Source organism: Butyricicoccus faecihominis (genome assembly GCF_014648015.1).
Taxonomy (GTDB): Bacteria; Bacillota; Clostridia; order Oscillospirales; family Butyricicoccaceae; genus Agathobaculum; species Agathobaculum butyriciproducens.
This window is the reverse complement of sequence record NZ_BMQH01000011.1, coordinates 1-25391: the sequence shown is the minus strand read 5'-3', so window position 1 is coordinate 25391 and position 25391 is coordinate 1. Positions and strand designations below refer to the sequence as shown.

Here is a 25391-nt window from a genome sequence, read left to right as displayed (position 1 = left end):
TTTTGATGAAAACCGCAGTAGCATATTACTCGCTCGGCGGCACAACACGGTCATACGCCCGCGCGGAAGCCAAGGCGCGGAACGCCGATTTGATTGAGCTTACGCCGAAAACGCCGTACAACCGGTTCACCGCGTTTGTGCGCGGCTGCCCGGAGGCCGTCAAGCAGAAGGCGGTCGCGCTGGACGGTATGCCGCTGTTTGTCGGCTATGACAGAGTGGTGCTGATGGCGCCGGTCTGGGCGGGTTATCCCGCGCCGCCGTTTAACAGCGCGGTCGAGCTGCTGCCGCCCGGTACGGAGGTCGAAGTAATACTGGTTTCCGGCAGCGGCAATAGTGAAAAGAGCAAGGCGAAGGTGCGTCTGCAAATCAAAAAGCGCGGCTGTACGATCCTTGCGCAGCGCGATATCAGGGCAAGCCGATGAGCGGATATACCTATGTGCTCCGCTGTGCGGATGATACGCTGTACTGCGGCTGGACGAACGACCTCACGGCTCGGCTGGCGGCGCACAACAGCGGAAAAGGTGCGAAATATACGCGCGGACGCGGTCCGGTGACGCTGGCGTACAGCGAAATGTTCGACACGCAGAGCGAGGCCATGCAGCGCGAAGCAGCAATTAAAAGGCTCACGCGGCCGCAGAAGCAGGCGCTGATTGACAGCCAGAACGGCGGAGAACTGCTCACTGTTTACGATGCAGATGGACGTGCCTGCGGAGAACGCCCGCGGGCCGTCGTGCATGCGCAGGGGCTGTTCCACCATGTGTGCCACCTGTGGGTGGTCGGTAAGCGGGATGGCGTGTGCGGCATCTGGCTGCAGCAGCGGCAGTTTGACCGGCCTTTATTTCCGGGCGGCTTTGATCTGACCTCGACCGGACATATCGACCCGGGCGAAACGCCGCAGACCGCTGTTCTGCGCGAAGCGCGGGAGGAGAGCGGACTGCAGCTGACAGCAGCCGACCTGATCGACGGCGGCAGTTATCGTCAGCGCTACTCGCGCGGCGAAGTCGGCTTTGATGATGAGCTGGCGTATACATTTCTGGCGCGTATCGACAGCATTCCGCTGTTCCGGCCCGGCCCGGAGGTCGCGGAGATGCTGTTCGTGCCGCTGGCGGACTTTGCCGCCGCACAGGAGCAGGGCGCATCACTCACCGGTCTGACACCGGACGGACGCACGATGGAGATGCCGAACGAATCCCTTTGCTGTCTGCACACTGAGGAGTGGCAGGGCGCGAAACCGCGTATCGAAGCACTTTTTGACTGAAAAGAACAGCCGCCTTCCACTTGACAAGGGAAGACGGCTGCCCGATTTACTTGACATTTTTCAAAACAAAAAGCTGTCCGAAAGGACAGCTTTTGCTTTACTTGCTGAGTGCGCCGATGATGATATTGACGATCAGGCTGACCGCGGCTGCGATCGCGTAGATCGTGCTTTGCTGACGGCACGCCTTGGCCTTGGGATCATCCTGTTTGTCCTCCTGCTCACTGCGTCCGCAGATCATGCCGTATCGGATCTGCTGCAGGACTGTCAGCGCGGCGAACGCGGCAAACAGCAGCAGGAGCAGTCGCTGAACCGTCTGCATCTTAGTGGATGAGGTTCAGGACGATTGCAATGATGACGAAAACAACGCCGACAATCGAGGTCAGACGAGCAAAGATACGGTCGGATGCGCTTGCCTTGCCGGAGCCGTAGAAGGTGTCTGCGGAGCCGGATACAGCGCCCAGACCCTGCTGTGCACCATGCTGGAGCAGAACAACAACGATCAGGAACAGGCTTGCAACGATCATGATGACCGAGAGAGCGATTTGTGCGGTAGTCATAGGTAATTTCCTCCACTGCTTTTCATTTTTCTTATCGCGCATAACGAGACTATGCGCGCAATATGCGTACATGATACTATATCATATTAAATGTACTTTTTCAAGAGGTTTTCCGTATTTTCATCCGGGAATTTGTCTCAGACAAGCGGCTGGAGAATGTTTTTCAGCGAATCGCCCATGCGGTTGGTGTGCACCTTGTGCGTATCAAGATCCACGACCGCCAGACGGATGGACGACCAGCCGTGCTTGCCGCTCTGGTATTTGCGCTCGTCGGACAGCTTTTTCAGCTTTTTGAGCACGGATTTGTCAGTCTCGCCGGCGGCAAGAATGACCGAAAGCAGCGAAAAATCGTGGTTTTCGTCCGGCTTTACCAGCTCGGCGCTGACCTGCTGCGCGTACTTCCACCAGTCGTCAAGCGTCTGCTCATCGAGCGAGGGCACGGCGAACAGCAGACGATATTCGTGTGCGTGGCTCGTGCCGCCGGTCGGCATCAGACCGAGGATTTTGCGGGGCGTGCGGGAGTTGAAAACGCTTAGCAGCGCCGCCATTCGGCCGGAAACCTGCACGTTCTGCTGGGAACGGAAATGCGGATCCTGCCTGTTCAGCAGCTTGTCGCGCAAGGCAACAAATTCAGTAGAAAAATCCATAAACAACCTCGCTTTTTACAGATCAGCGGGGTAATCGCCGTTTTTCGTCATAGCTGCAACGGCAGCGCAGATGGTCGGCTTGTCCTCGCGGTAGGTGACGCCGTACCAGCGGGAATCCGTGGTGAGTACCTTTGCGGTCGCCTTTCCGTCCTTGATGAGCGCGTCCACCGCGAACGGCAGATAATACTCCGCCTTCATCGGATTGTCCGGCAGCTTGCCTGCGAAAAACTCACGAAGGCCGTCATCAAGCGAGGGCAGGAAGGAAGGGGTGAATCCCCAGAGATTGAGCGACACCGGCGTGCCGGGCGCAATCTCACCGGCGGGTGCATCGCCGTCCGCATCGTAGCGGATGATGCCGTCCGCATCGCGGTGAATGGCGGTGCGCTCGATGATATGTGCCAGCAGACCGTTTTCGTCTGCAGTGCATACGCCGCGGGAGACTGTGCCGTTTTCGGTGAGCGTGTTCTCGACCTGATAGCCGACCATGCAGTAACGGAATTTGTCGTCATCCTGTGCGGAAGCGAGGTAATCATACATTTTGCGGAATGCATCTGCGCCGTAGAAGTCGTCCGCGTTGATAACGGCGATCGGGCAGCCGGCGGTCAGCTCCTTTGCACACCACACTGCATGCGCGGTGCCGAGCGGCTTCTCACGGCCCTCCGGTGCGGTCAGACCGTCCGGCAGATTGTCGAGCGTTTGATAAGCGTAGTCCACCTGCATGAAGCGGCGCGCCTTTTTGCCGATGGCGTCCTCAAATGCCTCGTGCAGCTCGGGACGGATGATGAATACCACGCGGTCAAAGCCTGCACGGTGTGCATCGTAGATGGAATAATCGAGCAGAATCTGTCCGTTCGGACCGATCGGGTCGATCTGCTTGAGTCCGCCGTAGCGCGAGCCCATACCTGCCGCCATGATCACCAAAACCGGATTTGCCATAGTCTATATCCTCCTAAAGAACCTTATCTATTTATACAAATAAAGCATTTCATTCATGTTTTTCATACTCTCAAACGGGAATACTCCTTTATTATACAAGAGCGTATCATAAAACACAAGATGTTTGCGGCGCGGGTCTGCTTTTTTGTCGAAAAGCATGAAAATCCAAATGGGGTTCGGGTGATGATTGCAAAGTGTCGGGAAAACTGCTAAAATAAAAAACGTATACGTATAGAGAATTTTATTATTAAAACCATATTGTTATAGAGAGGAATATGTTTCGATGCGCAAAACGAAGATTATCTGCACGCTTGGTCCCGCAACTGATGCTGTACTGCCCGAGATGATCAAGGCAGGCATGAATGTTGCCCGTATGAACTTCAGCCACGGCTCTCACGAGGAGCACAAGGCTCGCATGGACGCCGTTAAGGCAGCCCGCAAGGAGCTTGGCATGCCGGTCGGCATCATGCTGGATACCAAGGGTCCGGAGATCCGTACCAAGACCTATAAGGACGGCAAGATCGAGATTGTTGAGGGTCAGGAGTTTACGCTGACCACCCGCGATATCGAGGGTGACAACACCATCGTTTCCATCACCTACGAAGGCCTGCCGAACGACGTTCAGCCGGGCACCCGCATCCTGATCGACGACGGTCTGGTTGCATTCGAGGTCGAGGAGATCAAGAACGGCACCGACATTGTGTGCAAGGCGCTCAACGGTGGCCCGCTCTCCAACCGCAAGTCCATCAACGTACCGGGCATCAAGCTGAACATGAAGTTCGTTTCCGATAAGGACCGTGAGGATATTGAGTTCGGTCTGTCTCAGGACATCGACTTTATCGCTGCTTCCTTCACCCGTTCCGCACAGGACGTCCGCGACATCAAGGAGATCCTCAAGGCACACGGCAAGGAAGATGTTGAGATCATCTGCAAGATCGAGAACATGGAAGGCGTAAACAACGTACAGGAGATTCTCGATGAGGCAAACGGCATCATGGTAGCCCGCGGCGACCTTGGCGTTGAGGTTCCGTTTGAGGAGCTGCCGGAGATCCAGAAGTCCATCATCAAGACCTGCATTTCCCGTGGCAAGCGCGTTGTAACCGCTACCCAGATGCTCGAGTCCATGGCTAAGAACCCGCGCCCGACCCGTGCAGAGGTTTCCGACGTTGCAAACGCTGTTTACGACGGCACCTCCGCTATCATGCTGTCCGGTGAGACCTCTGTCGGCAAGTATCCGGTAGAGACCGTTCGCACCATGAGCCGCATCGCAGAGAACGCAGAGAAGACCATCCACTACGACCGCCGCCGTGTAACCCGTCTTGAGTTCCAGAACATGGACGTAGACGGCGACACGAAGACGCTGGCAATCTCGCACGCAACCTGCTCTACCTCCGCTGATCTGGGCGTTAAGGGCATTGTAGCGTTCACCGAGTCCGGTTCTACCGCTCGCGCTGTATCCACCTACCGTCCGGGCGCGCCGATCATCGCCGCTACCCCGAGTGAAAAGACCTTTAACCGCCTGACCATGTCCTGGGGCGTAAAGCCGATTCTGGTTGAAAAGCGCCCGCAGTCCGGCACTGAGCTGTACCATCTGTCCGAGAAGGCAGCGGTAACTGCGCTCGATCTGCGCGTTGGCGACGTTATCACCATCACCGCAGGTATGCCGGTAGGCGAGGTTTACTACACCAATACCCTGCGTGTACACGAACTGACCGAGAAGTCTTTCGAGGACTAACACTATGTCTTTCAAACGCTTGCAGCGTGCATTGTTCCGCACGATGGCCGCTGTTGTGGCGCTGGCGATCCTGTTCTGCATCGGATTGTACGGCTACCGCACGATGTTCGGCTATACCTATGACTCCTCGCTGTCCGATGAAGATCTGGCGGCGAGCGTCACAGCGGACGAAAATATTACGAATATTGCATTGTTCGGTCTGGATACCCGCGAGGGCGACAAGCAGAGTCATTCGGACTGCATGATGATCGTCACCGTGGACAACACGCGCGGCAAGATCAAGCTCATCAGCCTGATGCGCGATTCTCTGGTAGATATCGACGGCTACGGTGAGGACAAGCTGAATGCGGCGTATTTCCGCGGCGGTCCGAGTCTTGCCATCCGCACCATCAACGAGAATTTCGGCACGGATATCAAGGATTACGTTGCCGTAGACTTCGAGCAGCTGGTGCAGATCGTAGACGCGATCGGCGGCGTGGACATTGACGTGCAGAACGATAACGAGCTGAAGGAGCTCAACCGTGTCATCAAGGACTACGGCGCAGAGCGGGGCAAGGAGTTCTCCGGCGTGGAGAAGACCGGCCTGCAGACGCTGGACGGCGTGCAGGCGCTGTGCTATGGCCGTATCCGCAAGGGCGATACCGGCGATGACTGGGCGCGCGTGGAGCGTCAGAGCGTTGTGCTGAACGCCATCTTCACCAAGCTGCAGAGTGCAAGCGCCACCGAGCTGATCGGCAGCATGCGCAAGCTGGTTCCGTATGTCACGACCTCGCTTTCGCCGACTGATATGGCGTCGCTGATCGTCGGCGCGGTCAAGAACGGCATTCCGACACTTGAGCACACCCGTGTTCCGGTGGATGGCGAGTGGAGTTATTCCGGTAATTCCGGCGAGTATATCACCTACGATCTGGACGTTGCAGCCGACCATATCCATGCATACATCTATGATGACGCGGATATCAGCAGCGGCACGACCGACGATGATACAGGCACGGACAGCAAGTCCGATACGGATACGACCGATTCGTCCAAGAGCACGGATACCAAGTCGAATACCACTGCGGTGGACCCGGAATCCTTTGTGGAGGAAGGCGGCTGGTACGATTCCGACACCGGTGACTATTATGATTGCGATGGTGACCGATACAGTCTGGACGAAAACGGGAATAAGGTGTATTATTAAACTTGTGATCGTTAGAGAACGAAGCAGGGGACATGACGACGATCATGTCCCCTGTTCTTATATGGCGATAACTGCTATAAGAAATAGAGAGAAAGAGTACAAACAGAAAGCAGGTAAAAACCTATGTATGTAAAACGAATTCTCCCGAACGGTGTGCGCTTGATTACCGAACGGATCGACAACATGCGCACGGTGTCGGTCGGCATCTGGGTCGGCAACGGCAGCCGATACGAACCCGCAGAGCTCGGCGGCGTATCGCATTTCATCGAGCACATGATCTTCAAGGGCACGGAAAAACGCTCTGCCCGCCATATTGCAATCGCAATCGATGCATTAGGCGGGCAGGCGAATGCATTCACAGATAAGGAATGCACATGCTACTATATGAAGGTTCTGGACAGCCGGCTGAAAAACGCGGTGGCTCTGCTGGCGGATATGTTCCTGCATTCCCGCTTTGCACAGGAGGATCTGGAGCTGGAGCGCGGTGTCGTTCTCGAGGAGATCGACATGTACGAGGACTCTCCGGAGGATGTTGCCATCGACAAGCTGTTCGAGAGCTGCTACGACGGCTCGGCACTTGGCCGCCCGATTCTCGGCACGGCGGAAACGCTCGAGCCGATGACCTCGGAAACACTGCACAAGTATATGCGCGAATATTACCGTCCGCAGGATACAGTTGTTGCGGTTTCCGGTCATTTTACCGATGAGGATCTCGACTTTATCGAGGAGCTGTTCTCCGAGATGCAGGGCGATGGCAAAAACGTTATCACACCGGCAGCCTACCAGCCGAGCCTGTTCCTGAGGGACAAGGAGATCGAGCAGAACCACCTGTGCCTGTCCTTCCCGGGCGTATCGCTTGTCAGCGAGGACCGCTTTGCAATGAACCTGCTCAGCTCCATTCTCGGCGGCGGCATGTCGTCCCGCCTGTTCCAGAGCGTGCGCGAGCAGAACGGTCTGTGCTACTCGGTATACACGTTTACCACACCGCATCTGGATACCGGTCTGCTGTCCATCTACACCGGTCTGGGACAGGAAACCGAGCGCAAGGCGCTCGATCTCATTCTGCGTGAACTCGATGAATTCTGTCAGAACGGACCGGAGCCGGACGAACTGTCGCGCTGCCGTGAGCAGGCCAAGACCACGCTGCTGATGGGACTGGAGAATACAGGAAACCGCATGATGACCATCGGCCGCAGTGAACTGCTGCGCGGCGAGGTATCCAAGATCGAGGAAGTGCTCGATTCCTACGACTGCGTGACCGCAGATGATATCCTGAACCTTGCCCGCCGTGTGTTCGACCGCTCGAAGGCTTCTCTGGCCGTTGTCGGACAGCCGGACAGCGAGGATACATACCGCGAACTGCTTCGTTGAATCAGCTCTGCACTTGCTTGCAGAGGTAGGTGATCACATCCCGACGGGTGACAATACCGCAGAAGATACCGCGTCCGTCCACTACAGGTACAAAATTCTGCGCTGTGACCAGATCGACCATATCCTCCATGCGTGCATCAATGCTTACCGAGCGGTGGTGTACCCGCAGCTCAACCTGACCGACGGTCAGCTGTTCGAGGGTTTCCTTCGGGTAATGCAGCACCAGCCGCAGAAAATCACCTTCGGTGATCGTTCCGGCGTATTTGCCCTTGGCATCTACCACAGGAATCGCTGTGAAGCCGCTGTGGAGCATGTCGTCAATGGCCTTCTGCACCGGGCAGCTTTCGGTTAAGTAGGAAACCTCTACCTTGGGTTTCAGGAAGAACGAAATATTCATAGTATCGCTCCTTAAAAATTGTAATATAAATCGTAGCAGAGCAGCACCGTGAAGCGGATTCACCGGTGCTGCTTTTGTTACCTCTATTGTACGATAGACAGGAGCGAGGGTCAACTGGAATTTAACAATCCTTACAGATTGTTAACAAATTGCAAAGTTGATATTGTAAAAAATGACGGATAGATAATTCTTATCGTAAGAAATTCAAACGGTATACTTGACTTGCACTCTTTTAACTGCTAAAATGATGAAGCAACAGAAGTACAAAAGTTCTGTGAAAAGTAAAATTTGAACAAAGAAGGGTTTTCCATGAAGAAGAGATTACTCGCAGCGCTGATGGCCGGCGCCATGGCACTCACGATGACTGCCTGCGGCGGCAGCAGCTCCGGCAGCGATGACAGCAATGCAGCCTCCGGTGATTCCGGTGCAGGCAGCTACAAGGTAGGCATCGTTCAGCTGGTTCAGCATGAGGCACTGGATGCGGCTACGCAGGGTTTTCAGGATAAGCTGAAGGAGCTGGTTGAGGCTGACGGCGGTTCTGTTGAATTTGATTCGCAGAATGCTTCCGGCGAGTCCGCAAACTGCACCACGATTGTAAACGGCTTTGTTTCCGAAGGCGTTGACCTGATCATGGCGAACGCTACCGCAGCACTGCAGGCAGCACAGGCCGGCACCTCTGATATTCCGATCCTCGGCACTTCGGTAACCGACTACGGCACCGCACTCGGCGTATCCGACTGGACCGGCAAGACCGGCACCAACATCTCCGGCACCACCGACCTTGCACCGCTCGACGGTCAGGCCGACATGCTCAAGGAGCTGTTCCCGGATGCCAAGAACGTAGGTCTGCTGTACTGCTCCGCTGAGCCGAACTCCAAGTACCAGATCGACACCATCAAGCCGCTGCTTGAGAAGCTGGGTTACACCTGCACCGAGTATGCGTTCACCGACTCCAACGACGTTGCTTCCGTAACGCAGAAGGCTGCTGCGGCAAGTGATGTTATGTATATCCCGACCGATAACACCGCTGCTTCCTGCACCGAGGCAATTGCAAACGTTGTTATCCCGGCAAAGGTTCCGGTTATCGCAGGCGAGCAGGGCATCTGCAACGGCTGCGGCGTAGCTACTCTGTCGATCGACTACTACGAACTGGGTCAGGCTACCGGTGAGATGGCTTACGAGATCCTCGCCAACGGCGCAAACCCGGGTGATATGGAAGTACAGCCTGCACCGAACTTCACGAAGATGTACAACAAGACTAACTGCGAGAAGCTGGGCATCACCGTTCCGGATGATTACACGGCAATCGAAGGCTAAAAGCTGAAAACCAAAGCACCGTACTTTATGTACGGTGTTTCGGTTTGACAATAAAGTCCGTTTTAGCGCTGCTGCCGCTGCCGCGCGGCAGCGCGCATGAAATAGCATTTGCGGCGCAAATGCATGAAAACCGGGGGCGTGTACCTCGGTTTTCATACTTTCAGAGGGAGAAAGTTTCCGCATGGGAACTTTCGGACGTCCGTGTTTTGCAAAGTCAAAACACAGATTGTCGGAAAAACGAAGTTTTTCGACAGTCTCAGCACCGTACTTTATGTACGGTGCTTTTTTCATCTGCAGGAGAAATTTTGCGCACGGACGTGCGGTTTTACAGCGAAAATATACGTCAAATTGCCGAAAAATGAGGAAAAGAGCAAATAAAACTTACAATTTGCAGGGAAATGTGCTATAATGATATCAGAAAAAGTGGATGACGGAAACAGAATGAAACGCGATGTGTGAGGAGGCATCTTGATGTATCAGGCAGGAGAGTTCATTGTGTACGGAACCAACAGTGTGTGCCGGGTAGAGTCAATCGGCAAGCCGCCGTTCGAGACCGAGGAGGATAAGCTGTACTATACGCTGGTACCGGTAACGGGCACGGAGACCATCTATATTCCGACGGATTCGCCGGTGTTTACCCGTCCGGTGATCTCCCGCGAAAAAGCAGAGGAACTCATCAACTCTATTCCTGACATCGAAGAGGACCACTTTGTCTGCCACAGCGTCCGCATGGCGAATGAGCATTATCAGGCGGCGCTGCAGAGCCACGACTGCGAGGAGCTTGTGCAGCTGATCAAGACGGTTTACGCCAAGTCGCGCCGGCACGGACGCCGTGTCAGTCAGGTCGATCAGCGCTACCGCAAACGTGCCGAGGAACTGCTTAACAACGAGCTTTCGGTTGCACTCGGTATTCCGCTCAAGGAAGTTCCGGCGTATATCAATCAGAGGATTGGCAAGCTGGAAAAAAAGACGGCAAAGAAAACTGCAGAATAAATAGAAAAAGAGAGGCTTTGAAGCCTCTCTTTTTCAGTCTGTCAGGAAAACGAAGTTTTCGACAGTCCATTTGTTTAGGGCAATACCGCATAATTGAACAAGAGTGATTTGCGAGTAAATTTTGCGTACTGACGAGGCACAGTTTTGCGGTAATACTTGATGTATTACCGTGAAACTTCGGCAGCGCGGACGGAACTCGCGCAAGGAACCGAAGCCAAAGTCAGGGCACAAAATTTCCGCAAAGCACCGCGGCAGTGCGATCGGAGCCTGCACAAGGAGCCGCCGCTTTAATTGTGCGGTGTTGCCTTAGGAACCGGAGAACCATTTTCGGATCTTCTTGAGGAAACCCGGATGCGGCGCAGGCTGTGCGGCCTGCTTGCGGGCGTTCTCAATGGCCTGCTGCATAAGCAGATCCTGTGCGCAGATGGGGTCCTGCACGGCAGGCTTTTTGCAGTAGGTGCCATCCGGCTGCAGAACACGCGCCTTGACAGTATCGTGCTGCATGGCATAGAGAATATCATGCAGGCGGGTACGGACGGCAGGATCGTCGATCGGACAGGCAATTTCAACACGGCGTTCAGTGTTGCGCGTCATCAGATCGGCGGAGGAGATATACATTTTTTCCTCATCACCGCGGCCGAACACATAAATGCGGGAATGCTCAAGAAAACGTCCGACAATGCTCGTCACTGTGATGTTCTCGGTGTGGCCCGGCACACCGGGCAGCAGGCAGCAGATGCCGCGCACGATCATCTCGACTGTGACGCCTGCGCAGGATGCCTCCCGCAGCTTGGCGATTACATCGATATCGGTCAGCGAATTGAACTTGAGCAGGATGTAGCCGTCCTTGCCTTTGGCAATCTGCTCGTCCATCAGCGCCAGAATGTTGTTTTTCAGGCTGGTCGGCGCGACGAACAGGCGGCTGTAGCGTCCGGACAGGTTGCCGAGCGCCATGTTGTTGAAGAACGCGCCTGCGTCCTGACCGATGCGTTCATCCGCCGTGATGAGCGACACGTCCGTGTACTGCTTGGCGGTTTTCTCGTTGTAGTTGCCGGTGCCGACCTGCGTAATATGGCGGACGGCTCCGCGTTCTCTGCGGGTGATCAGGCAGATCTTGGAGTGCACCTTGTAATCCTCGAAGCCGTAAATGATCTTGCAGCCGGCTTCTTCCATGCGTTCGGACCAGTCGATGTTGTTCTGCTCGTCAAAGCGCGCGCGCAGCTCGATGAGTGCGGTAACGTCCTTGCCGTTTTCGGCGGCAGCACACAGGTATTCGACCAGCTTTGCCTTGCTTGCCAGCCGGTAAATCGTGATGCGGATCGCCAGTACAGCCGGGTCGTTTGCCGCCTCACGAATCATCTGCAGGAACGGCTCCATGCTCTCATACGGATAGGACAGCAGAATATCCCGCTGCAGAGCGGCCTTGAGCAGACTCTGACCGGCAGACAGCATGGCCGGCTGCTGCGGCGTGAAGGGCGCGTCGCTGAGAAACGCACGCTTTTTTTCCGGCAGGTGTTCGCCGAGCGAGAACGCATACCCAAGCTTGAGCGGTGCTGTGCGCGACAGGAAAATCTGTGCATCGCTGACCTCAAAGCGGCTGCGGAAGTGCTCTTTGAAATGGTCGCTGATGGGACGGTTGATCTCCACGCGCACGACAGCCATGCGGCGGCGCTGCCGCAGCAGCTTTTCCATCTTTTTGCGAAAATCTCCGCCTTCTACGCCGAAGGTTTCATCGTCCACCTGAATATCCGCATTGCGGGTAACGCAGAGCACGGTCTTTTCAAGTACATCGTACATCTCGAACACATGGTCAGCGTAGGCGAGCAGAATATCCTCGGTGAGAATATAGCGCGACGGTGTCTCCGGCAGGAACACAACCGGCGGCAGCGATGCGGGCACGGGCAGCAGACCGAGCCGTTCGGTCTTTTTGTGGCTGAGCAGCGCGGCAATATGCAGCACCTTGCCCTCAAGGTGCGGGAACGGATGGTGCGAGTCCACAATCTGCGGCGAGAGAACCGGCGCAATGATATCCTTGAAATACCGCTTGATGTATTTCTGTTCGTCCGGAGCAAGCGAATCCATTGTCAGTCGGCGCAGACCAATCGCACTCAGTTTGCTGTCCACATCGGAGAACGCCGCGTCACGACGTGCATAGAGCGGCTCCACCGCCTTGTAGATCAGATGCAGCTGCTCTTTGGCGGTCAGACCGGATTTGCTGTCGGTATGCTCCTTGTCCACGGCGGCCATGTCACACAGGCTGCCGACACGGATCATGAAGAACTCATCCAGATTACTGGTAAAGATTGCAAGGAATTTGAAGCGCTCGAGCAGAGGCACGTTCTCATCCTCCGCCTCGGCGAGCACGCGGGCGTTGAACTGCAGCCACGAAAGCTCACGGTTCTGGGTGTAGCCCTGCTCCCAAATCTTCTGTGTCATATCATATCCCCCTTCGCGGTGGCATACGCCGTCATTCTATCGTTACTATTATACTGCGCTTTTGTAAAGGAACAATGTGTTTCATGTAAAATGCATAAAAAGTTTCTTTCCTCCGCAGGTCTTGCGGGAAATGAAAAGGTCTGTTATACTGTGGATATAAAATAAGAAGAAAGAGGGAGAAAATCAGATATGATCAACATCTGGCATGACATTGATCCGAGTCGCGTAACGCCGGAGAGCTTTACGGCAGTCATTGAAATTCCGGCAGGCAGCAAGAAAAAGTATGAGCTGGACAAGCAGACCGGTCTGCTGCGGCTGGATCGTATTCTGTATACTTCAACACATTATCCGGCCAATTACGGCTTTATTCCGCGCACTTATGCGGGCGACGGCGATCCGCTGGATGTGCTCGTGCTGTGCAGTGAAACGCTTGACCCGATGGTCGAGGTGGACTGCTATCCGATCGGCGTGATCCGCATGATTGATGATGACGAGATCGACGATAAGATCATCGCCATTCCGTTCGAGGACCCGAACTGGAACTATTATCATGATATCGACCAGCTGCCGCCGCATCACGGCAACGAGATCGCGCATTTCTTCGAGATTTACAAGAGTCTGGAGCACAAGTACACCGCAACGTCGGACGCGCTGACGCGTTCGGTGGCAGTCAAGGTGATCAAGGACTGTATCGAGCGATATGAGGTTCATTACTGCGGCAAGTGTCCGAGCAAGGAATACGAGTCGGAGAAAAAGCGTCTCAAGGAAGAAAAGAAGGAAGCCAAGGAGAAGGAAAAGCTTATTAAGGATATCCGCAAAGGCTAAGTACATAGAGCCGAGGACAGCTTTCGCATCAACGAGCGGCGTGACACGGGTCTCTCCGAGGAGCTTCTCTTGCTCTTCGGGCGAAACCGTGCGTTTGATTCGGCACCCGTTATATGAAAAAAACACAGCCATCCATTTGGATGGCTGTGTTTTTTGGAGCAGGGTACGGGAATCGAACCCGCCTCTGTGGCTTGGGAAGCGACCGTTCTACCGATGAACTAACCCTGCAGACAACAGTATTATTGTAAAGGTCTGACGGGCTTTTGTCAAGTGCCCGGACGGGGAATCCGTGGTGTTTTCACCGCCCAAACCGGAAAAAAGACCGCTGTACAATCATACAGCGGTCTCAGTCTGTCGAAAAAGCAGCATTTCAACTCTTGTGCTTTGTGCGGCAGCACGCATAAAATAGAATTTGCGGAGCAAATTCATAAATTCCGGGGGCGTGTACCTCGGAATTTATACAAGGGAAGAAAAAATGTGCCTGCAAGGCGCGGTTTTTCTTCGAAATTCGATCGAAAGCGTGGTTTCGATCGAGAGGCTGCTCGGAAAACGTTAGTTTTTCGACAGCCTCAGACCGCTGTACAATCATACAGCGGTCTTTCTATTGTTTATCTTACTTGCGGGTCTTGGAGAAATCGCGGCAAGCCATGCTGCCTCTCCAGGAGTAGCTGGGGTTCTGCATAAACATGGATTCAGCGATCATACCGAGCGTGCGGATGTAATTTTTCTTAGTCATGATAATCAGCCTCCTTTAATCCGTCTTCTGACGGTGCTGCTAACATTTTTTCTGTTCTTTCTGATTACGATATTATTATAGCGCATTTCAGAAAAAACGCAATACGCAATTTCGTTATATTGCATTAAAACCATGAAAAGAATTTGTATAATATCCACAAGAGAAAAGGCGCATGTCTCAAACATACGCCTTGTGCATTGTTACTTTTTGCCGGTATACGGACGAAGGTCCAGCAGAGCACGCTCTACGCTCCAGTAGAAGCCCTGTTCACCGACCATATCATAAATACCGGAGCGGTGCATCATATTCATGGCACTGCTCGGCAGGCCACACAGTACGATATCCACGCCGTTTTCGTGCAGCGAACGAAGAATATCCATCAGCGCCTGTGCCGCCGAAATATCAATATACGGCACGCCGCGCATGGACAGCAGCAGCGTATCACAGGTGCCGACACGCTCGGTCAGCTGCTCGATGGTGTCGATGTTGGCGAAGATCAGCGGACCGGTGATGTAAGCGACCATTGCGTTGCGGTAACGCTCGTTCAGCGCCTCGTCGTTGCTCTTGATGCGGGACATGTCAACACGCTCGTAGTTGATCTGCAGCTTGGACAGACGGGCAACCATCAGGATCAGACCGAGACCGACACCGACTACGATCGCAACCGTCAGGTCGAATACGATGGTGCAGATCATGGTGACGATAAATTTCGCCATGGCACCCTTGAAACGGTGGCTGAACATGTACTTGATGGCGTGCCATTCGTTCATGCGCCATGCTGTGACCATCAGCACGCCTGCCAGACCGGCCAGCGGCACATTCTGAATGACCGGCGCGAGCAGAAACATCATGATCAGCAGACCGACCGCATGGAAGATACCGGTCAGACGGGTCTGCGCACCCGAGCGAACTGCTACCGAGGTACGCGCCAGAGCGGCAGTTGCCGGAATGCCGCCGAACATCGGCAGCACCATGTTGCCGACGCCCTGTGCGAACAGCTCCTGATCGTTGTTGAGCTTGACGCCGGTCGCGCGGCCGGCAGACGCACCGCACAGCAGGCTTTCGAGCATGTTCAGCACCGCGATGGAGAATGCCGGCGCCAGCAGAGCAGGAACCGTGTTCCAGTCAATCTGTGCCGGAGACAGACGATCCGGCAGCATGAGCGTTTTCGGAATCTCGCCGACGGTTGCGATATCGAGCTTCAGAATCATCGTTGCCGCAGTTGCGATGATAATGCCGATGAGCGAAGCCGGTACGACCGCGTTCCACTTTTTCGGGAAGAACACCATCAGCAGAACGACAAAAAGCGCGATCAGCGTGGTAGCAATATCCGGATGAAAGCCGAGATCCTTATACGAGATGATCTTCGCAATCGCACTGGCCCCTTCCGAGTGCGTGCCGAAGAAGTTGTCGATCTGACCCATCGCGATAATGACCGCAATACCCGAGGTAAAACCGGTGATAACCGGCGCGGGTACGAAGGCGGTCAGGTTGCCGAGGTGCAGCACCGCCGCAAGGATGAGCAGCGCACCGGCGAGAAAGGTTGCCACGAACATGCCCTGCATGCCGTAGGTCGCGATCAGCGAGCCGAGAATGGCTGCCATAGCACCGGTCGGACCGGAAATCTGATAATAGCCGCCGGTCAGCGCCGAAATGATAAGACCGGCAACAATCGCCGTAACCAGGCCGCAGGCCGCTGTTGCACCGGCCGATACACCGAACGCCAGTGCCAGAGGCAGCGCCACTGCCGCAACGGTCAGACCAGCCATCAGGTCCTTGGCCAGCTTTTGCCCGTTGTAGCCCTTGAATTCCTGCTGAAGCTGCCGCAAAAATGCAGTTCCCATGATGTTTTCATTCCCCTTTTTGTGATTCTCCCGTACACAGCAAAAAAGCAGGGCGGCCAACGGAAAACGTCAGCACCCTGCTTTGTGGTGTACAGGCGTATAGCAACAGTATATCATATGGAAAACGATACAGCAAATAAAAATGGCGGAAAATAGAAAATTGTGCAAATTGTTGAACATTCTGCGCGGTTATCACGCAAATTTAACCATGCGGAAATTTGACGGGAGGACAGGCGTTGCAAAATTCCGCCAAACAGCATATAATCTAAGGCATGAGCATGGAAGCATGAAAGGAAATGAAAAGCTATGCATGACGATCTGACCGCACAGGACATTGAAATGATGCAGAAGGAGCTGGACCACCGCAAGCTGGAGCTGATGCCCGAGCTGATCGAGGAGGTCAAGCGCACACGTGCGTTCGGTGACCTGAGTGAAAATTTTGAATACAAAGCCGCCAAGCAGGCGCAGAACCGCAACCGCAGCCGCATCCGCTATCTGGAGCGCATGATTAAATCCGCGCATGTGATTGAGGATAAGGCGGGCGCGGATGAGGTCGGTCTGTTCGATAAGGTGGAGCTGCTGTTTGAGGACGATGATGACACGGATACCATTCAGGTGGTAACGACCGTGCGGTGTGATCCGCTGAACGGCAGAATCAGCTGCAAGGCACCGCTTGGCAAGGCGGTGCTCGGCAAAAAGGTCGGTGACCGGGTGGATGTCACCACCGAAGAGGGCGACAGCTATACTGTTGTGATCAAGTCCATCACCAAGGAGAAGGATGATGGGTCGGGACCTATTTTGTAATTGAAAATGGAGAATGGAAAATGAATGTGCGCACCGAAGGCGCGGATTAAGGCAATACCGCATAATGGAACAAGAGCGGTTTGCGAATAAATTCTGCGTACTGCTGAGGCGCGGTTTCTTGCAATACTTGCCGTATTGCAAGAAATCGCGGCAGCGCGGACAGAGCTGCGCAAGGATAGCGCTCATTCTCAATTATAGCACGCGAATGCAATAAAAAACTGCTGCACATCAACCGTGCGGCAGTTTTTTCATGTACTCACAGCCCAAACAGGAGCAGGGCGGCGGTGAGCAGAAACTGTTCCCAATCCACCACGCCGTCATCGTCCATCAGCAGGAACCACACGATGAGCAGGGCGATCATAGTATCCATGTCCAGCCGGACACCCTGCAGACGCGCATTCAGCGTGCGTCCGAGACCGGAAAAGGTGCTGCTCTGCGGCGATTCGTTTGTTTCCGGTGCGGTCTGCTCTGCGGCGGCAAGATAGCGGTTATACATGGGTCAGCACCTCCTATAAGGCTCGCGGCGCGGTATCGTCTGCAGAGAGGTTCACCTGTCCGAGTGCCGCGCGCGCCATCCGAGCCATGCTGACCAGACGGAGGGCACGGTCGAACTGGCCGGAGACCTCCTCGGCAACGAACGGCTTGAGCGCACCGAGCAGTGCGCGTTTTTCCGGTTTTACGGCATTCTGTCCGCTCTGCGCGATCGCGCCGATGACCGGAAGCGCTTTCTGCATCATCTCGGAAGCAGGGTCGTAGGTGCTCTGCGGCTCTGCCTGTGCGGACGGCTGACCGCCGAGCAGGTCGGACACGGTTTTCATCGCGTTCTGCAGTGCTTCCGGGTCGCTCAGCAGCGAGGAAAGCATATCGTTTTCCATGCAAAAGCCTCCTTATTTGCCGAAAATGTGCCGCAGCTGAGCGGCAAGCCGCGCACCCTCGGGTGTCTGCATGAGTTTTTGCGCTGCCTGTGCTGCGCTGCGCATGTCACCTCTTTGAGCGGCTTTTGCGGCCTGTTCCAGCTCATCGGCATGCTGTGCGGACAGCTGCTCGACCGCACGCCTGCCGTCTGCGGTGCCGAGCGCACCGGAAAGCCGTTCGAGTGCTGCATCTCCACCGGCCTGTGCCGCAAGTCTGCGGAGCAGTTCGTTCTGATTCATTCGCGTCCCGTCCTCTCTCATAAGAAGTTGTTTCATGACAGTATATGCCGCCGGGAGGAGAAGTGTGTGCACCGGGAAATAAATTGTGGCTGATCGCAAGAAAATTACTTTACATCGCGGGATACTCGGTGTAAAATACAGCTATATGTGCGGCGGTGCAGAGAGAGGGAACAACATGAAAGTGCTGATATTTGCAGATTCCCACGGCTATAACATGGCAATGGCCTTTGCGGTAGACAGGGAAGAACCGGAGGCGGTCATTCACTTAGGCGATCACGCCGAGGATGCCCGGGAGATCGAGCGTGTGTTCCCGGCTATGCCGATCTGCCGTGTGCGGGGCAACAACGATTTTGATCCCGAAGTGCCGCTGAATGCGGTTGTGACACCGGGCGGCGTGCGGATTTATATCACGCACGGCCACCGTGAGCGTGTCGGCATGCTGTCGAGCGGCATTGTGTCCCAGCGGGCTTACGAGGAGCACTGCGCGCTTGCCTTTTTCGGGCATACGCACCGCATGATGCTCGAGCGGGAGAACGGCGTGTGGGTATGCAATCCGGGCAGTATCAGTCTGCCGCGCGGCGGTCCGGCCAGCTATGCACGGCTGACCATCGAGAACGGACGGGCTACGCTGCTCGAGCTGGTCGATGAGGACGGCAGTCTGCTGCGAAAAGAGAGTCTGTAAGAGAAATAGAAAATTAGGAGAACATTATGCTTTTAGCAATCGACGTAGGCAACACCAACATGGTGTTCGGTTTATATGACGGAGACAAGCTGCGCGGCTCGTTCCGCATTTCCACCAATTCTGAGCGCACCTCGGATGAGCTGGGTATGCTGATCGCGCAGTATTATCACTTCCACGATATCGCCTGTGCGGATACGACGGCGGTCGTTATCGCGTCGGTCGTGCCGCCGGTGATGTACACGCTCATCAACGCCATCCGCAAGTATCTGTTTGTGCAGCCGGTCATTGCAGGCCGCGATGCGGATATCGGCATTGAAAACTGCTATGCCAACCCGCGCGAGGTCGGCGCGGACCGCCTGGTCAACGCGGTTTCTGCGGTTCGCAAGTACGGCAAGCCGCTCATCATCGTGGATATCGGCACGGCGACCACCTTTGATGCCATCGACGAGAACGGCGCGTATCAGGGCGGCGCGATTTTCCCGGGTCTGAAGGTGGCGATGGAGGCGCTGTTCCTCAAGGCATCCAAGCTGCCGCGCGTGGACATTGAGCGGCCGGAGAATGCCATCGGCAAGACCACTGTGCAGTCCATGCAGTCCGGTGCGGTGCGCGGCTATGTCGGCGCGCTGACCGGCATCATCACGGATATCCAGAAGGAACTGGGCGGCAAGGCAAGAGTAGTCGCTACCGGCGGCATGGGCCGCATGATGGCGGAATACTGCGACCTCATCGACGATGTGGACCCGAACCTGACGCTCGAGGGCTTGCGTCTCATCTACGAGAACAACCGCGAGGCGTTTGAAAACCGCAAGCTGGATATGAATAACAGCGTCATCGAAGTGACTGAGGAAGGTGCATGGCAGGAGAACAAATAAGTTAAGCTGCCGTGGAACCGCTTTTTCAGCAAACACAAGTGACTTTCTGCCGAAAACAGTAATTCTGCTGAAAAAACGCAGAAAAAGGCTTGAACTTTTTCAAATCACTGCGGTGAAAAGTGCTTTGCAAAACCGATAGAATGTTGTAAAATAGAAGTGGTTTCGTGTATGCGAACACCACTTCTATTTTTGTTTTTGGGCACGGTGTGGGTTACACCGTGGAGAAGGCTGTGGAAGCCGCAACCACCCATTCTGACGAGAATGGGGCGCGAAAGCGAAAGTCTTTCGCGTCGGGACATAAAGGAGCGAAGGAAACACACATGGGTATGACAATCGCGCAGAAGATTTTGAAAGCGCACTTGGTAGACGGCGAAATGGTACTGGGTCAGGAAATCGGTCTCAAGATCGACCAGACGCTGACGCAGGATGCCACCGGCACGATGGCTTATCTCCAGTTTGAGGCGATGGGCGTCGATCAGGTCAAGACCGAGCGTTCGGTCGCTTACATTGACCACAATACCCTGCAGTCCGGCTTCGAGAATGCGGACGACCACAAATATATCGGTTCTGTCGCTAAGAAGCACGGTATCTACTACTCGAAGGCAGGCAACGGCATCTGCCATCAGGTACATCTGGAGCGCTTCGGCGCACCGGGCAAGACTCTGATCGGTTCGGACAGCCATACGCCGACCGGCGGCGGCATCGGCATGCTGGCGTTCGGTGCCGGCGGTCTGGACGTTGCAGTTGCAATGGGCGGCGGGGCATACTACATTCCGATGCCGAAGATGGTCCGCGTCAATCTGACCGGCAAGCTGTCTCCGTGGGTATCTGCGAAGGACGTTATTCTGGACGTACTGCGCCAGATGACCGTCAAGGGCGGTGTCGGCAAGATCGTAGAGTACGCAGGCGAGGGCGTAAAGACCCTGTCCGTACCGGAGCGTGCCACCATCACCAACATGGGCGCTGAGCTGGGCGCTACCACCTCGATCTTCCCGTCCGACGAGGCAACCAAGAAGTTCCTCGAGGCACAGGGCCGCGGCGACGTATGGGTACCGCTGTCCTCCGACCCGGACGCAGAGTACGACGAGGAGTACACCGTAGACCTGTCCGCGCTTGAGCCGCTGGCTGCTATGCCGCACATGCCGGATAACGTCAAGAAGGTATCCGAGATCGGCGAGATCAAGGTAAACCAGTGCTGCATCGGTTCGTGCACCAACTCCTCTTACTACGACATGATGAAGGTTGCCTCCATCCTCAAGGGCAAGACCGTAAGCCCGGAGGTTTCTCTGACTATCAGCCCCGGTTCCAAGCAGGTATTCAATATGCTGGCGCAGAACGGCGCTCTGGCGGATATCATTTCGGCCGGTGCGCGTATCCTTGAATGCGCCTGCGGTCCCTGCATCGGCATGGGCCAGTCGCCGGAGTCTGGCGGCGTATCGCTGCGTACCTTCAACCGCAACTTTGAGGGCCGTTCCGGCACCCAGGATGCACAGATCTTCCTCGTATCTCCGGAGGTTGCAGCAGCGTCTGCACTGACCGGTGTGCTGACCGATCCGCGCACCCTTGGTGAGATGCCGGAGATCGAAATGCCCGAGCATTTCACCATCAACGACAACATGATCGTAAAGCCGGCCGAGAATCCAGCTGAGGTTGAGGTCGTTCGCGGCCCGAACATCAAGCCGTTCCCGCTGGGCAAGGCGCTCGAGGCATCCTACACCGGCAAGGTCGTTCTCAAGACCGAGGACAACATCACCACCGACCACATCCTGCCGGCCGGCGCAAAGCTGCTGCCGTACCGCTCGAACGTGCCGTACTACTCCAACTACTGCTTCATCAACGTCGATCCGGAGTTCCCGTCCCGCTGCAAGGAGCAGGGCGGCGGCGTAATTGTCGGCGGCGCAAACTACGGTCAGGGCTCGTCCCGTGAGCACGCGGCGCTCGTTCCGCTGTATCTGGGCGTAAAGGCTGTACTGTGCAAGTCCTTCGCACGAATTCACAAGGCAAATCTGGTCAACTCCGGCATCATCCCGCTGACCTTTGCCGATCCGGCGGACTACGATGCAGTCAATCTGCTGGATGAAATCTCTCTGCCGAACGTGCTCGAGGAAGTGAAGAACGGCGAGCAGGTCACCGTTGTTTGCGGCGGCAAGACCTTCAAGGCCGACTGTGAGGTTTCCGAGCGCCAGCGTCACGCACTGCTTGCAGGCGGCACGCTGCTGTACGCACGTCAGCAGAGCAAGTGAGTCAAGACGTTATGCCGACCGGAGAGCCAAGCGGGTTCTCTGGTCGGACTTGACAGCCATATTTTCTTTTGTTAAAATAATATCAATGGTGTAGGAGGACAAAACCATGTCTATCGACCAGTCTGTTCTGGATAAATTTGAGGCAGTTGTAGAGAGCCAGCGCAAGCGTATCATGGATATGAAGGCGCAGGACGATTTTATTGATTACTCCAAGCTGGACAAGCTGATCATCGGCGTGTGCGGCGGCGACGGCATCGGCCCGATGATCACCGGCATGGCCCAGCACGCGCTGGAGGTTCTGCTGGCGGACAAGGTAAGGGCCGGTAAGGTAGAGTTCCGCGTGATCGATGGTCTGACCATCGAGCGCCGTGCCGAGCTCGGCTGCGCTATCCCGCCCGACGTTATGGAAGAGCTGAAGAAGTGCCACGTTATCCTGAAGGGCCCCACCACGACCCCGCGCAAGGGCGATCCGTGGCCGAACGTAGAGTCCGCAAACGTTGCAATGCGCAAGGGTCTCGACCTGTTTGCCAACGTGCGCCCGGTAAAGGTGCCGGAGCTGGGTATCGACTGGACGTTCTACCGCGAGAACACCGAGGGCGGCTACGCTGTCGGTTCGCAGGGCGTGCAGATCGACGACGATCTGTTCATCGACTTTACCGTAGCTACCTCGCAGGGCTGCGAGCGTATCGCTCGTCTGGCCTTCGACTATGCACGCAAGACCGGCAAGAACCGCGTTTCCTGCGTCACCAAGGCGAATATCATCAAGACCACCGACGGCAAGTTCCTCGATACCTGCCAGAAGGTAGCCAAGGAGTATCCGGAAGTACAGTTTGATGACTGGTACATCGACATCATGACAGCAAAGCTGCTCGACGACAAGCGCCGCCGCGACTTTAAGGTCGTTGTACTGCCGAACCTGTACGGCGACATCATCACCGACGAGGCCGCTGAGATCCAGGGCGGTGTTGGCACGGCAGGCTCTGCCAATATCGGCAAGCGCTATGCGATGTTCGAGGCAATTCATGGCTCTGCGCCGCGTATGGTACAGGAAGGCCGCGCAAAGTACGCGGATCCGTCCTCCGTACTGCGTGCAGCTGTTATGCTGCTTGAGCACATCGGTGAAATCGAACTGGCGAAGAAGCTCGACCGCGCACTTGATATCTGCATGGTAGAGGAGCACAAGGTTGTTGTTACCGGTCGTGATACCGGTGCAACCGCACAGGAATTTACCGATTATGTGCTGGATACCATCGCTAAGCTGTAATTTACACGAGAAATAGAATTTGAGAGAGGGAGAGGGTCTGTGGAACACAAGCAAGAGGTTTCCAAAGCGGTAATTCAGCGATTGCCTCGCTATTATCGGAATATTTGTGAGCTGAAGGCTGAAGGGGAGCAGCGTATCTCCTCCAAAGCACTGGCAGAGCGCATGGGACTGACCGCTTCGCAGATTCGTCAGGACTTTAACTGCTTCGGCGGCTTTGGTCAGCAGGGCTACGGCTATAATATCGACAAACTGCAGGAGGAGCTGGGTGCGATCATGGGTCTGCGGACCGGCCGCACGGCGATTCTGCTGGGTGCCGGCAACCTCGGTCGTGCACTGCTTAATAACTTTAACTTTTCTGCCAGCGGCTTTGAGCTGCTGTGTGCGTTTGACGCAAATCCGCAGCTCATCGGTCAGCGCTTTGGCGGCCATGAGGTACGCAGCGCGGATACGCTTGCGGAGTTTATTGAGCGCAACAAGCCGGATGTGGCGGTGCTCACCATTCCGCGCGGAGATGCTCCGCGTATCGCACACGGTCTGGTAGAGCGCGGTATCCGCGGTCTGTGGAATTTCACCGGCGAGGACCTTCATTTGGAGGGACTGGGCGTTCCGGTCGAAAACGTGCATCTGTCGGACAGCCTGATGACACTGTGCCATCTGGTCGGCGCAGCAGACGAGGAAAGAGCGCAGAACCTGTAAAACGAAAGGGAGTATCTTTTGATACTCCCTTTTTTGTGCGAAAAAAGCCGCTATCCAATGGATGAGCGGCTTTGGTATTACATTTTGTCCAGATAATACGGTGTTGTCTGGTACACATAATAGTTGACCCAGTTGGTGTAAAACAGGTTGGCATGTGCCTTCCAGGTCACCAGTACGTCCTCATTGGGATCATCGTTGCGGAAGTAATGGCGCGGCACCTCCGGGTTCATGCCTTTAGCCAGATCACGCTCATACTCCTTTTTGAGCGTGTCGGCGTCGTACTCGCCGTGGCCCAGCACAAAGATCTGACGGCCGTTCATTGCCTCTACGATGTGCACACCGGCTTCGTGCGACTCTGCGAGAATGGTCAGACGATCGTTTTTGCGGATGTCGGCGGCACGCACCTCGGTGTGGCGCGAGTGCGGTGCGCAGAAGATATCATCAAAGCCGCGCAGCAGCGGCTCCTTCGGCAGCAGAACATGGTGCTTGAAAATACCGGACATTTTTTCGGGCAGCATGTACTTCGGAATACCGTAGTGATAATACAGACCGGCCTGCGCCCCCCAGCAGATGTGCAGCGTGGAATGAACGTGCGTTTTAGTCCAGTCCATGATCTCGGTCAGTTCCTTCCAGTATTCGACTTCCTCAAACGACATGGTCTCTACCGGCGCACCGGTGATGATAAAACCGTCATATTTCTGGTCGCGGATATCGTCGAACGTCTTGTAGAAGGTGAGAAGATGATCCTCCGGCGTATTTTTGGAATGGTACGTTTCGGTCTGGATCAGATCGACCTCGATCTGGATCGGCGTGTTGGATAAACAGCGCAGGATCTGGGTTTCAGTAATGATTTTCAATGGCATCAGGTTGAGTAAACCGATGCGAAGAGGACGAATGTCCTGTGTCGCGGCACGGTGTTCGGTCATAACGAAAATGTTTTCGCTCTCCAATACGGCGCGTGCCGGCAGACTGTCGGCTATCTTGATAGGCAAGCCGACACCTCCTTTTTTCTTTACAAATCTTTATATATAATATATTCAGTATAGCAGATTTACGGCAGTATCTCAAGGGTTTGCATAAAATGCAGAAAAATGAAAAATAACTGTTGACAAAACAGGGGGAATAATGGTATCCTGAATAAGCTGTTTTCAAACAGCGGTTCAGCATACGAAAAAAGGATTTGAAAAAAGTTCTTGACAAATGGTGAAAAGTTTGGTATCCTGAATAGGCTGTTTCGACAGCGGTCAAAATAGAATCGAGTCGATGAACGAAGATTGATTGAAAAATAAATCGAAAAAAGTTCTTGACAAATGCTTCTGGTTTTGATATACTAAATAAGCTGTTGATGAGCGGTTAAGAACAACGAAAAGTTGTGAAAACTCTTTGAAAACAGCAGATTGTACCTTGTAAATTAAACAACGATGTGCTTAAACTTTTGTTC

At 54.9% G+C, this 25391-nt stretch carries 26 protein-coding genes and 1 tRNA gene; 14 read left to right on the top strand and 13 right to left on the bottom strand.

The window, feature by feature from the left end; translation table 11 throughout:
• Positions 1–5: 5 nt before the first annotated feature.
• Both IEY11_RS11300 and IEY11_RS15250 read left to right on the top strand, forming a co-directional pair.
• Positions 6–422 carry a flavodoxin gene (locus tag IEY11_RS11300; protein WP_188886576.1) on the top strand — a complete coding sequence of 139 codons (417 nt, stop codon included), beginning with the start codon at positions 6–8 and terminating at the stop codon, positions 420–422.
• Complete coding sequence (locus tag IEY11_RS15250; RefSeq protein ID WP_188886575.1) at positions 419–1258, top strand: GIY-YIG nuclease family protein; 840 nt, start codon at positions 419–421, stop codon at positions 1256–1258. The genes IEY11_RS11300 and IEY11_RS15250 overlap by 4 nt, the downstream gene beginning before the upstream one ends.
• Before the next feature lie 97 nt (positions 1259–1355).
• Here IEY11_RS15250 and IEY11_RS11290 read toward each other — a convergent pair whose 3' ends face one another.
• From IEY11_RS11290 to IEY11_RS11275, 4 genes are all read right to left on the bottom strand, one after another.
• Complete coding sequence (locus IEY11_RS11290; RefSeq protein ID WP_118286113.1) at positions 1356–1577, bottom strand: hypothetical protein; 222 nt, start codon at positions 1575–1577, stop codon at positions 1356–1358.
• Between the two features lies 1 nt (position 1578).
• Positions 1579–1815, bottom strand: a complete 237-nt coding sequence (gene secG / locus IEY11_RS11285; protein WP_110436055.1) for a preprotein translocase subunit SecG — start codon at positions 1813–1815, stop codon at positions 1579–1581.
• A 137-nt stretch (positions 1816–1952) separates the two neighbouring features.
• A complete protein-coding gene (locus IEY11_RS11280) occupies positions 1953–2462 on the bottom strand; it encodes a hypothetical protein (protein ID WP_117488347.1) in 510 nt (169 codons plus the stop codon).
• A gap of 15 nt (positions 2463–2477) precedes the next feature.
• Positions 2478–3398 (bottom strand): nucleotidyltransferase family protein, encoded by a 921-nt coding sequence (locus IEY11_RS11275; RefSeq protein WP_188886574.1) that lies wholly within the window; start codon positions 3396–3398, stop codon positions 2478–2480.
• 283 nt (positions 3399–3681) lie between these two features.
• Here IEY11_RS11275 and pyk point away from each other — a divergent pair, with 283 nt between their 5' ends.
• From pyk to IEY11_RS11260, 3 genes are all read left to right on the top strand, one after another.
• Positions 3682–5133 (top strand): pyruvate kinase, encoded by a 1452-nt coding sequence (pyk, locus tag IEY11_RS11270; protein WP_118729690.1) that lies wholly within the window; start codon positions 3682–3684, stop codon positions 5131–5133.
• Between the two features lie 4 nt (positions 5134–5137).
• Entirely contained in the window at positions 5138–6316 is a 1179-nt protein-coding gene (locus IEY11_RS11265) for an LCP family protein (RefSeq protein ID WP_188886573.1), read from the top strand.
• A gap of 123 nt (positions 6317–6439) precedes the next feature.
• Positions 6440–7687, top strand: a complete 1248-nt coding sequence (locus IEY11_RS11260) for a M16 family metallopeptidase (protein WP_188886572.1) — start codon at positions 6440–6442, stop codon at positions 7685–7687.
• Position 7688: 1 nt separating this feature from the next.
• On the opposite strand, the gene IEY11_RS11255 is transcribed toward IEY11_RS11260, so the two are convergent.
• Positions 7689–8084 (bottom strand): CBS domain-containing protein, encoded by a 396-nt coding sequence (locus tag IEY11_RS11255; protein ID WP_110436061.1) that lies wholly within the window; start codon positions 8082–8084, stop codon positions 7689–7691.
• 309 nt (positions 8085–8393) lie between these two features.
• On the opposite strand from IEY11_RS11255, the gene IEY11_RS11250 reads away from it, so the two are divergent.
• Positions 8394–9401, top strand: coding sequence for an ABC transporter substrate-binding protein (locus tag IEY11_RS11250; RefSeq protein WP_188886571.1), 1008 nt, complete (start codon positions 8394–8396; stop codon positions 9399–9401).
• Positions 9402–9872: 471 nt separating this feature from the next.
• On the top strand, positions 9873–10394 hold the full coding sequence (locus IEY11_RS11240) for a CarD family transcriptional regulator (RefSeq protein WP_188886569.1): 522 nt from the start codon (positions 9873–9875) through the stop codon (positions 10392–10394).
• A 306-nt stretch (positions 10395–10700) separates the two neighbouring features.
• Here the strand turns inward: IEY11_RS11240 and ppk1 are convergent, their stop codons facing one another.
• Positions 10701–12830, bottom strand: coding sequence for a polyphosphate kinase 1 (gene ppk1 / locus IEY11_RS11235; protein ID WP_188886568.1), 2130 nt, complete (start codon positions 12828–12830; stop codon positions 10701–10703).
• A 192-nt stretch (positions 12831–13022) separates the two neighbouring features.
• Between ppk1 and IEY11_RS11230 the strand changes: the two genes are divergently transcribed.
• Entirely contained in the window at positions 13023–13655 is a 633-nt protein-coding gene (locus tag IEY11_RS11230; RefSeq protein WP_118480997.1) for an inorganic diphosphatase, read from the top strand.
• 154 nt (positions 13656–13809) lie between these two features.
• Here the strand turns inward: IEY11_RS11230 and IEY11_RS11225 are convergent.
• From IEY11_RS11225 to IEY11_RS11220, 3 genes are all read right to left on the bottom strand, one after another.
• Positions 13810–13883, bottom strand: a tRNA-Gly gene (locus IEY11_RS11225).
• A 385-nt stretch (positions 13884–14268) separates the two neighbouring features.
• Positions 14269–14391: a hypothetical protein gene (locus tag IEY11_RS15080; protein ID WP_279220784.1), complete on the bottom strand. Its 123-nt coding sequence runs from the start codon at positions 14389–14391 to the stop codon at positions 14269–14271.
• A gap of 200 nt (positions 14392–14591) precedes the next feature.
• Complete coding sequence (locus tag IEY11_RS11220; protein WP_118729695.1) at positions 14592–16235, bottom strand: SulP family inorganic anion transporter; 1644 nt, start codon at positions 16233–16235, stop codon at positions 14592–14594.
• 306 nt (positions 16236–16541) lie between these two features.
• Between IEY11_RS11220 and IEY11_RS11215 the strand changes: the two genes are divergently transcribed.
• The gene (locus IEY11_RS11215; protein ID WP_117488359.1) at positions 16542–17039 is read left to right on the top strand and encodes a GreA/GreB family elongation factor; all 498 of its coding nucleotides are present in this window, start codon (positions 16542–16544) and stop codon (positions 17037–17039) included.
• 256 nt (positions 17040–17295) lie between these two features.
• Here IEY11_RS11215 and IEY11_RS11210 read toward each other — a convergent pair whose 3' ends face one another.
• From IEY11_RS11210 to IEY11_RS11200, 3 genes are read right to left on the bottom strand one after another with little or no spacing between them, the layout of a single operon-like run.
• Positions 17296–17535, bottom strand: a complete 240-nt coding sequence (locus IEY11_RS11210; RefSeq protein WP_188886567.1) for a hypothetical protein — start codon at positions 17533–17535, stop codon at positions 17296–17298.
• A gap of 13 nt (positions 17536–17548) precedes the next feature.
• The gene (locus tag IEY11_RS11205; RefSeq protein ID WP_188886566.1) at positions 17549–17914 is read right to left on the bottom strand and encodes a hypothetical protein; all 366 of its coding nucleotides are present in this window, start codon (positions 17912–17914) and stop codon (positions 17549–17551) included.
• A gap of 12 nt (positions 17915–17926) precedes the next feature.
• Positions 17927–18193: a hypothetical protein gene (locus IEY11_RS11200; protein WP_188886565.1), complete on the bottom strand. Its 267-nt coding sequence runs from the start codon at positions 18191–18193 to the stop codon at positions 17927–17929.
• Between the two features lie 175 nt (positions 18194–18368).
• Between IEY11_RS11200 and IEY11_RS11195 the strand changes: the two genes are divergently transcribed.
• The 5 genes from IEY11_RS11195 to IEY11_RS11175 all read left to right on the top strand — a co-directional run bounded on the left by IEY11_RS11195 (position 18369) and on the right by IEY11_RS11175 (position 23950).
• Entirely contained in the window at positions 18369–18875 is a 507-nt protein-coding gene (locus IEY11_RS11195; protein ID WP_188886564.1) for a metallophosphoesterase family protein, read from the top strand.
• Positions 18876–18901: 26 nt separating this feature from the next.
• Positions 18902–19747, top strand: coding sequence for a type III pantothenate kinase (locus tag IEY11_RS11190; protein WP_110436071.1), 846 nt, complete (start codon positions 18902–18904; stop codon positions 19745–19747).
• A 320-nt stretch (positions 19748–20067) separates the two neighbouring features.
• Positions 20068–21990, top strand: coding sequence for an aconitate hydratase (locus IEY11_RS11185; RefSeq protein WP_188886563.1), 1923 nt, complete (start codon positions 20068–20070; stop codon positions 21988–21990).
• Between the two features lie 106 nt (positions 21991–22096).
• The gene (locus IEY11_RS11180) at positions 22097–23254 is read left to right on the top strand and encodes an isocitrate/isopropylmalate family dehydrogenase (RefSeq protein WP_188886562.1); all 1158 of its coding nucleotides are present in this window, start codon (positions 22097–22099) and stop codon (positions 23252–23254) included.
• A 39-nt stretch (positions 23255–23293) separates the two neighbouring features.
• Complete coding sequence (locus IEY11_RS11175) at positions 23294–23950, top strand: redox-sensing transcriptional repressor Rex (RefSeq protein ID WP_188886561.1); 657 nt, start codon at positions 23294–23296, stop codon at positions 23948–23950.
• 77 nt (positions 23951–24027) lie between these two features.
• On the opposite strand, the gene metA is transcribed toward IEY11_RS11175, so the two are convergent.
• The gene (gene metA, locus IEY11_RS11170) at positions 24028–24942 is read right to left on the bottom strand and encodes a homoserine O-acetyltransferase MetA (RefSeq protein ID WP_188886560.1); all 915 of its coding nucleotides are present in this window, start codon (positions 24940–24942) and stop codon (positions 24028–24030) included.
• Positions 24943–25391: the final 449 nt, after the last annotated feature.

Coding starts and splice junctions, on each gene's coding strand:
- IEY11_RS11300 (WP_188886576.1), top strand. CDS start 6: ATGAAAACCGCAGTAGCATATTACTCGCTCGGCGGCACAACACGGTCA.
- IEY11_RS15250 (WP_188886575.1), top strand. CDS start 419: ATGAGCGGATATACCTATGTGCTCCGCTGTGCGGATGATACGCTGTAC.
- IEY11_RS11290 (WP_118286113.1), bottom strand. CDS start 1,577: ATGCAGACGGTTCAGCGACTGCTCCTGCTGCTGTTTGCCGCGTTCGCC.
- secG (WP_110436055.1), bottom strand. CDS start 1,815: ATGACTACCGCACAAATCGCTCTCTCGGTCATCATGATCGTTGCAAGC.
- IEY11_RS11280 (WP_117488347.1), bottom strand. CDS start 2,462: ATGGATTTTTCTACTGAATTTGTTGCCTTGCGCGACAAGCTGCTGAAC.
- IEY11_RS11275 (WP_188886574.1), bottom strand. CDS start 3,398: ATGGCAAATCCGGTTTTGGTGATCATGGCGGCAGGTATGGGCTCGCGC.
- pyk (WP_118729690.1), top strand. CDS start 3,682: ATGCGCAAAACGAAGATTATCTGCACGCTTGGTCCCGCAACTGATGCT.
- IEY11_RS11265 (WP_188886573.1), top strand. CDS start 5,138: ATGTCTTTCAAACGCTTGCAGCGTGCATTGTTCCGCACGATGGCCGCT.
- IEY11_RS11260 (WP_188886572.1), top strand. CDS start 6,440: ATGTATGTAAAACGAATTCTCCCGAACGGTGTGCGCTTGATTACCGAA.
- IEY11_RS11255 (WP_110436061.1), bottom strand. CDS start 8,084: ATGAATATTTCGTTCTTCCTGAAACCCAAGGTAGAGGTTTCCTACTTA.
- IEY11_RS11250 (WP_188886571.1), top strand. CDS start 8,394: ATGAAGAAGAGATTACTCGCAGCGCTGATGGCCGGCGCCATGGCACTC.
- IEY11_RS11240 (WP_188886569.1), top strand. CDS start 9,873: ATGTATCAGGCAGGAGAGTTCATTGTGTACGGAACCAACAGTGTGTGC.
- ppk1 (WP_188886568.1), bottom strand. CDS start 12,830: ATGACACAGAAGATTTGGGAGCAGGGCTACACCCAGAACCGTGAGCTT.
- IEY11_RS15080 (WP_279220784.1), bottom strand. CDS start 14,391: ATGACTAAGAAAAATTACATCCGCACGCTCGGTATGATCGCTGAATCC.
- IEY11_RS11220 (WP_118729695.1), bottom strand. CDS start 16,235: ATGGGAACTGCATTTTTGCGGCAGCTTCAGCAGGAATTCAAGGGCTAC.
- IEY11_RS11215 (WP_117488359.1), top strand. CDS start 16,542: ATGCATGACGATCTGACCGCACAGGACATTGAAATGATGCAGAAGGAG.
- IEY11_RS11210 (WP_188886567.1), bottom strand. CDS start 17,535: ATGTATAACCGCTATCTTGCCGCCGCAGAGCAGACCGCACCGGAAACA.
- IEY11_RS11205 (WP_188886566.1), bottom strand. CDS start 17,914: ATGGAAAACGATATGCTTTCCTCGCTGCTGAGCGACCCGGAAGCACTG.
- IEY11_RS11200 (WP_188886565.1), bottom strand. CDS start 18,193: ATGAATCAGAACGAACTGCTCCGCAGACTTGCGGCACAGGCCGGTGGA.
- IEY11_RS11195 (WP_188886564.1), top strand. CDS start 18,369: ATGAAAGTGCTGATATTTGCAGATTCCCACGGCTATAACATGGCAATG.
- IEY11_RS11190 (WP_110436071.1), top strand. CDS start 18,902: ATGCTTTTAGCAATCGACGTAGGCAACACCAACATGGTGTTCGGTTTA.
- IEY11_RS11185 (WP_188886563.1), top strand. CDS start 20,068: ATGGGTATGACAATCGCGCAGAAGATTTTGAAAGCGCACTTGGTAGAC.
- IEY11_RS11180 (WP_188886562.1), top strand. CDS start 22,097: ATGTCTATCGACCAGTCTGTTCTGGATAAATTTGAGGCAGTTGTAGAG.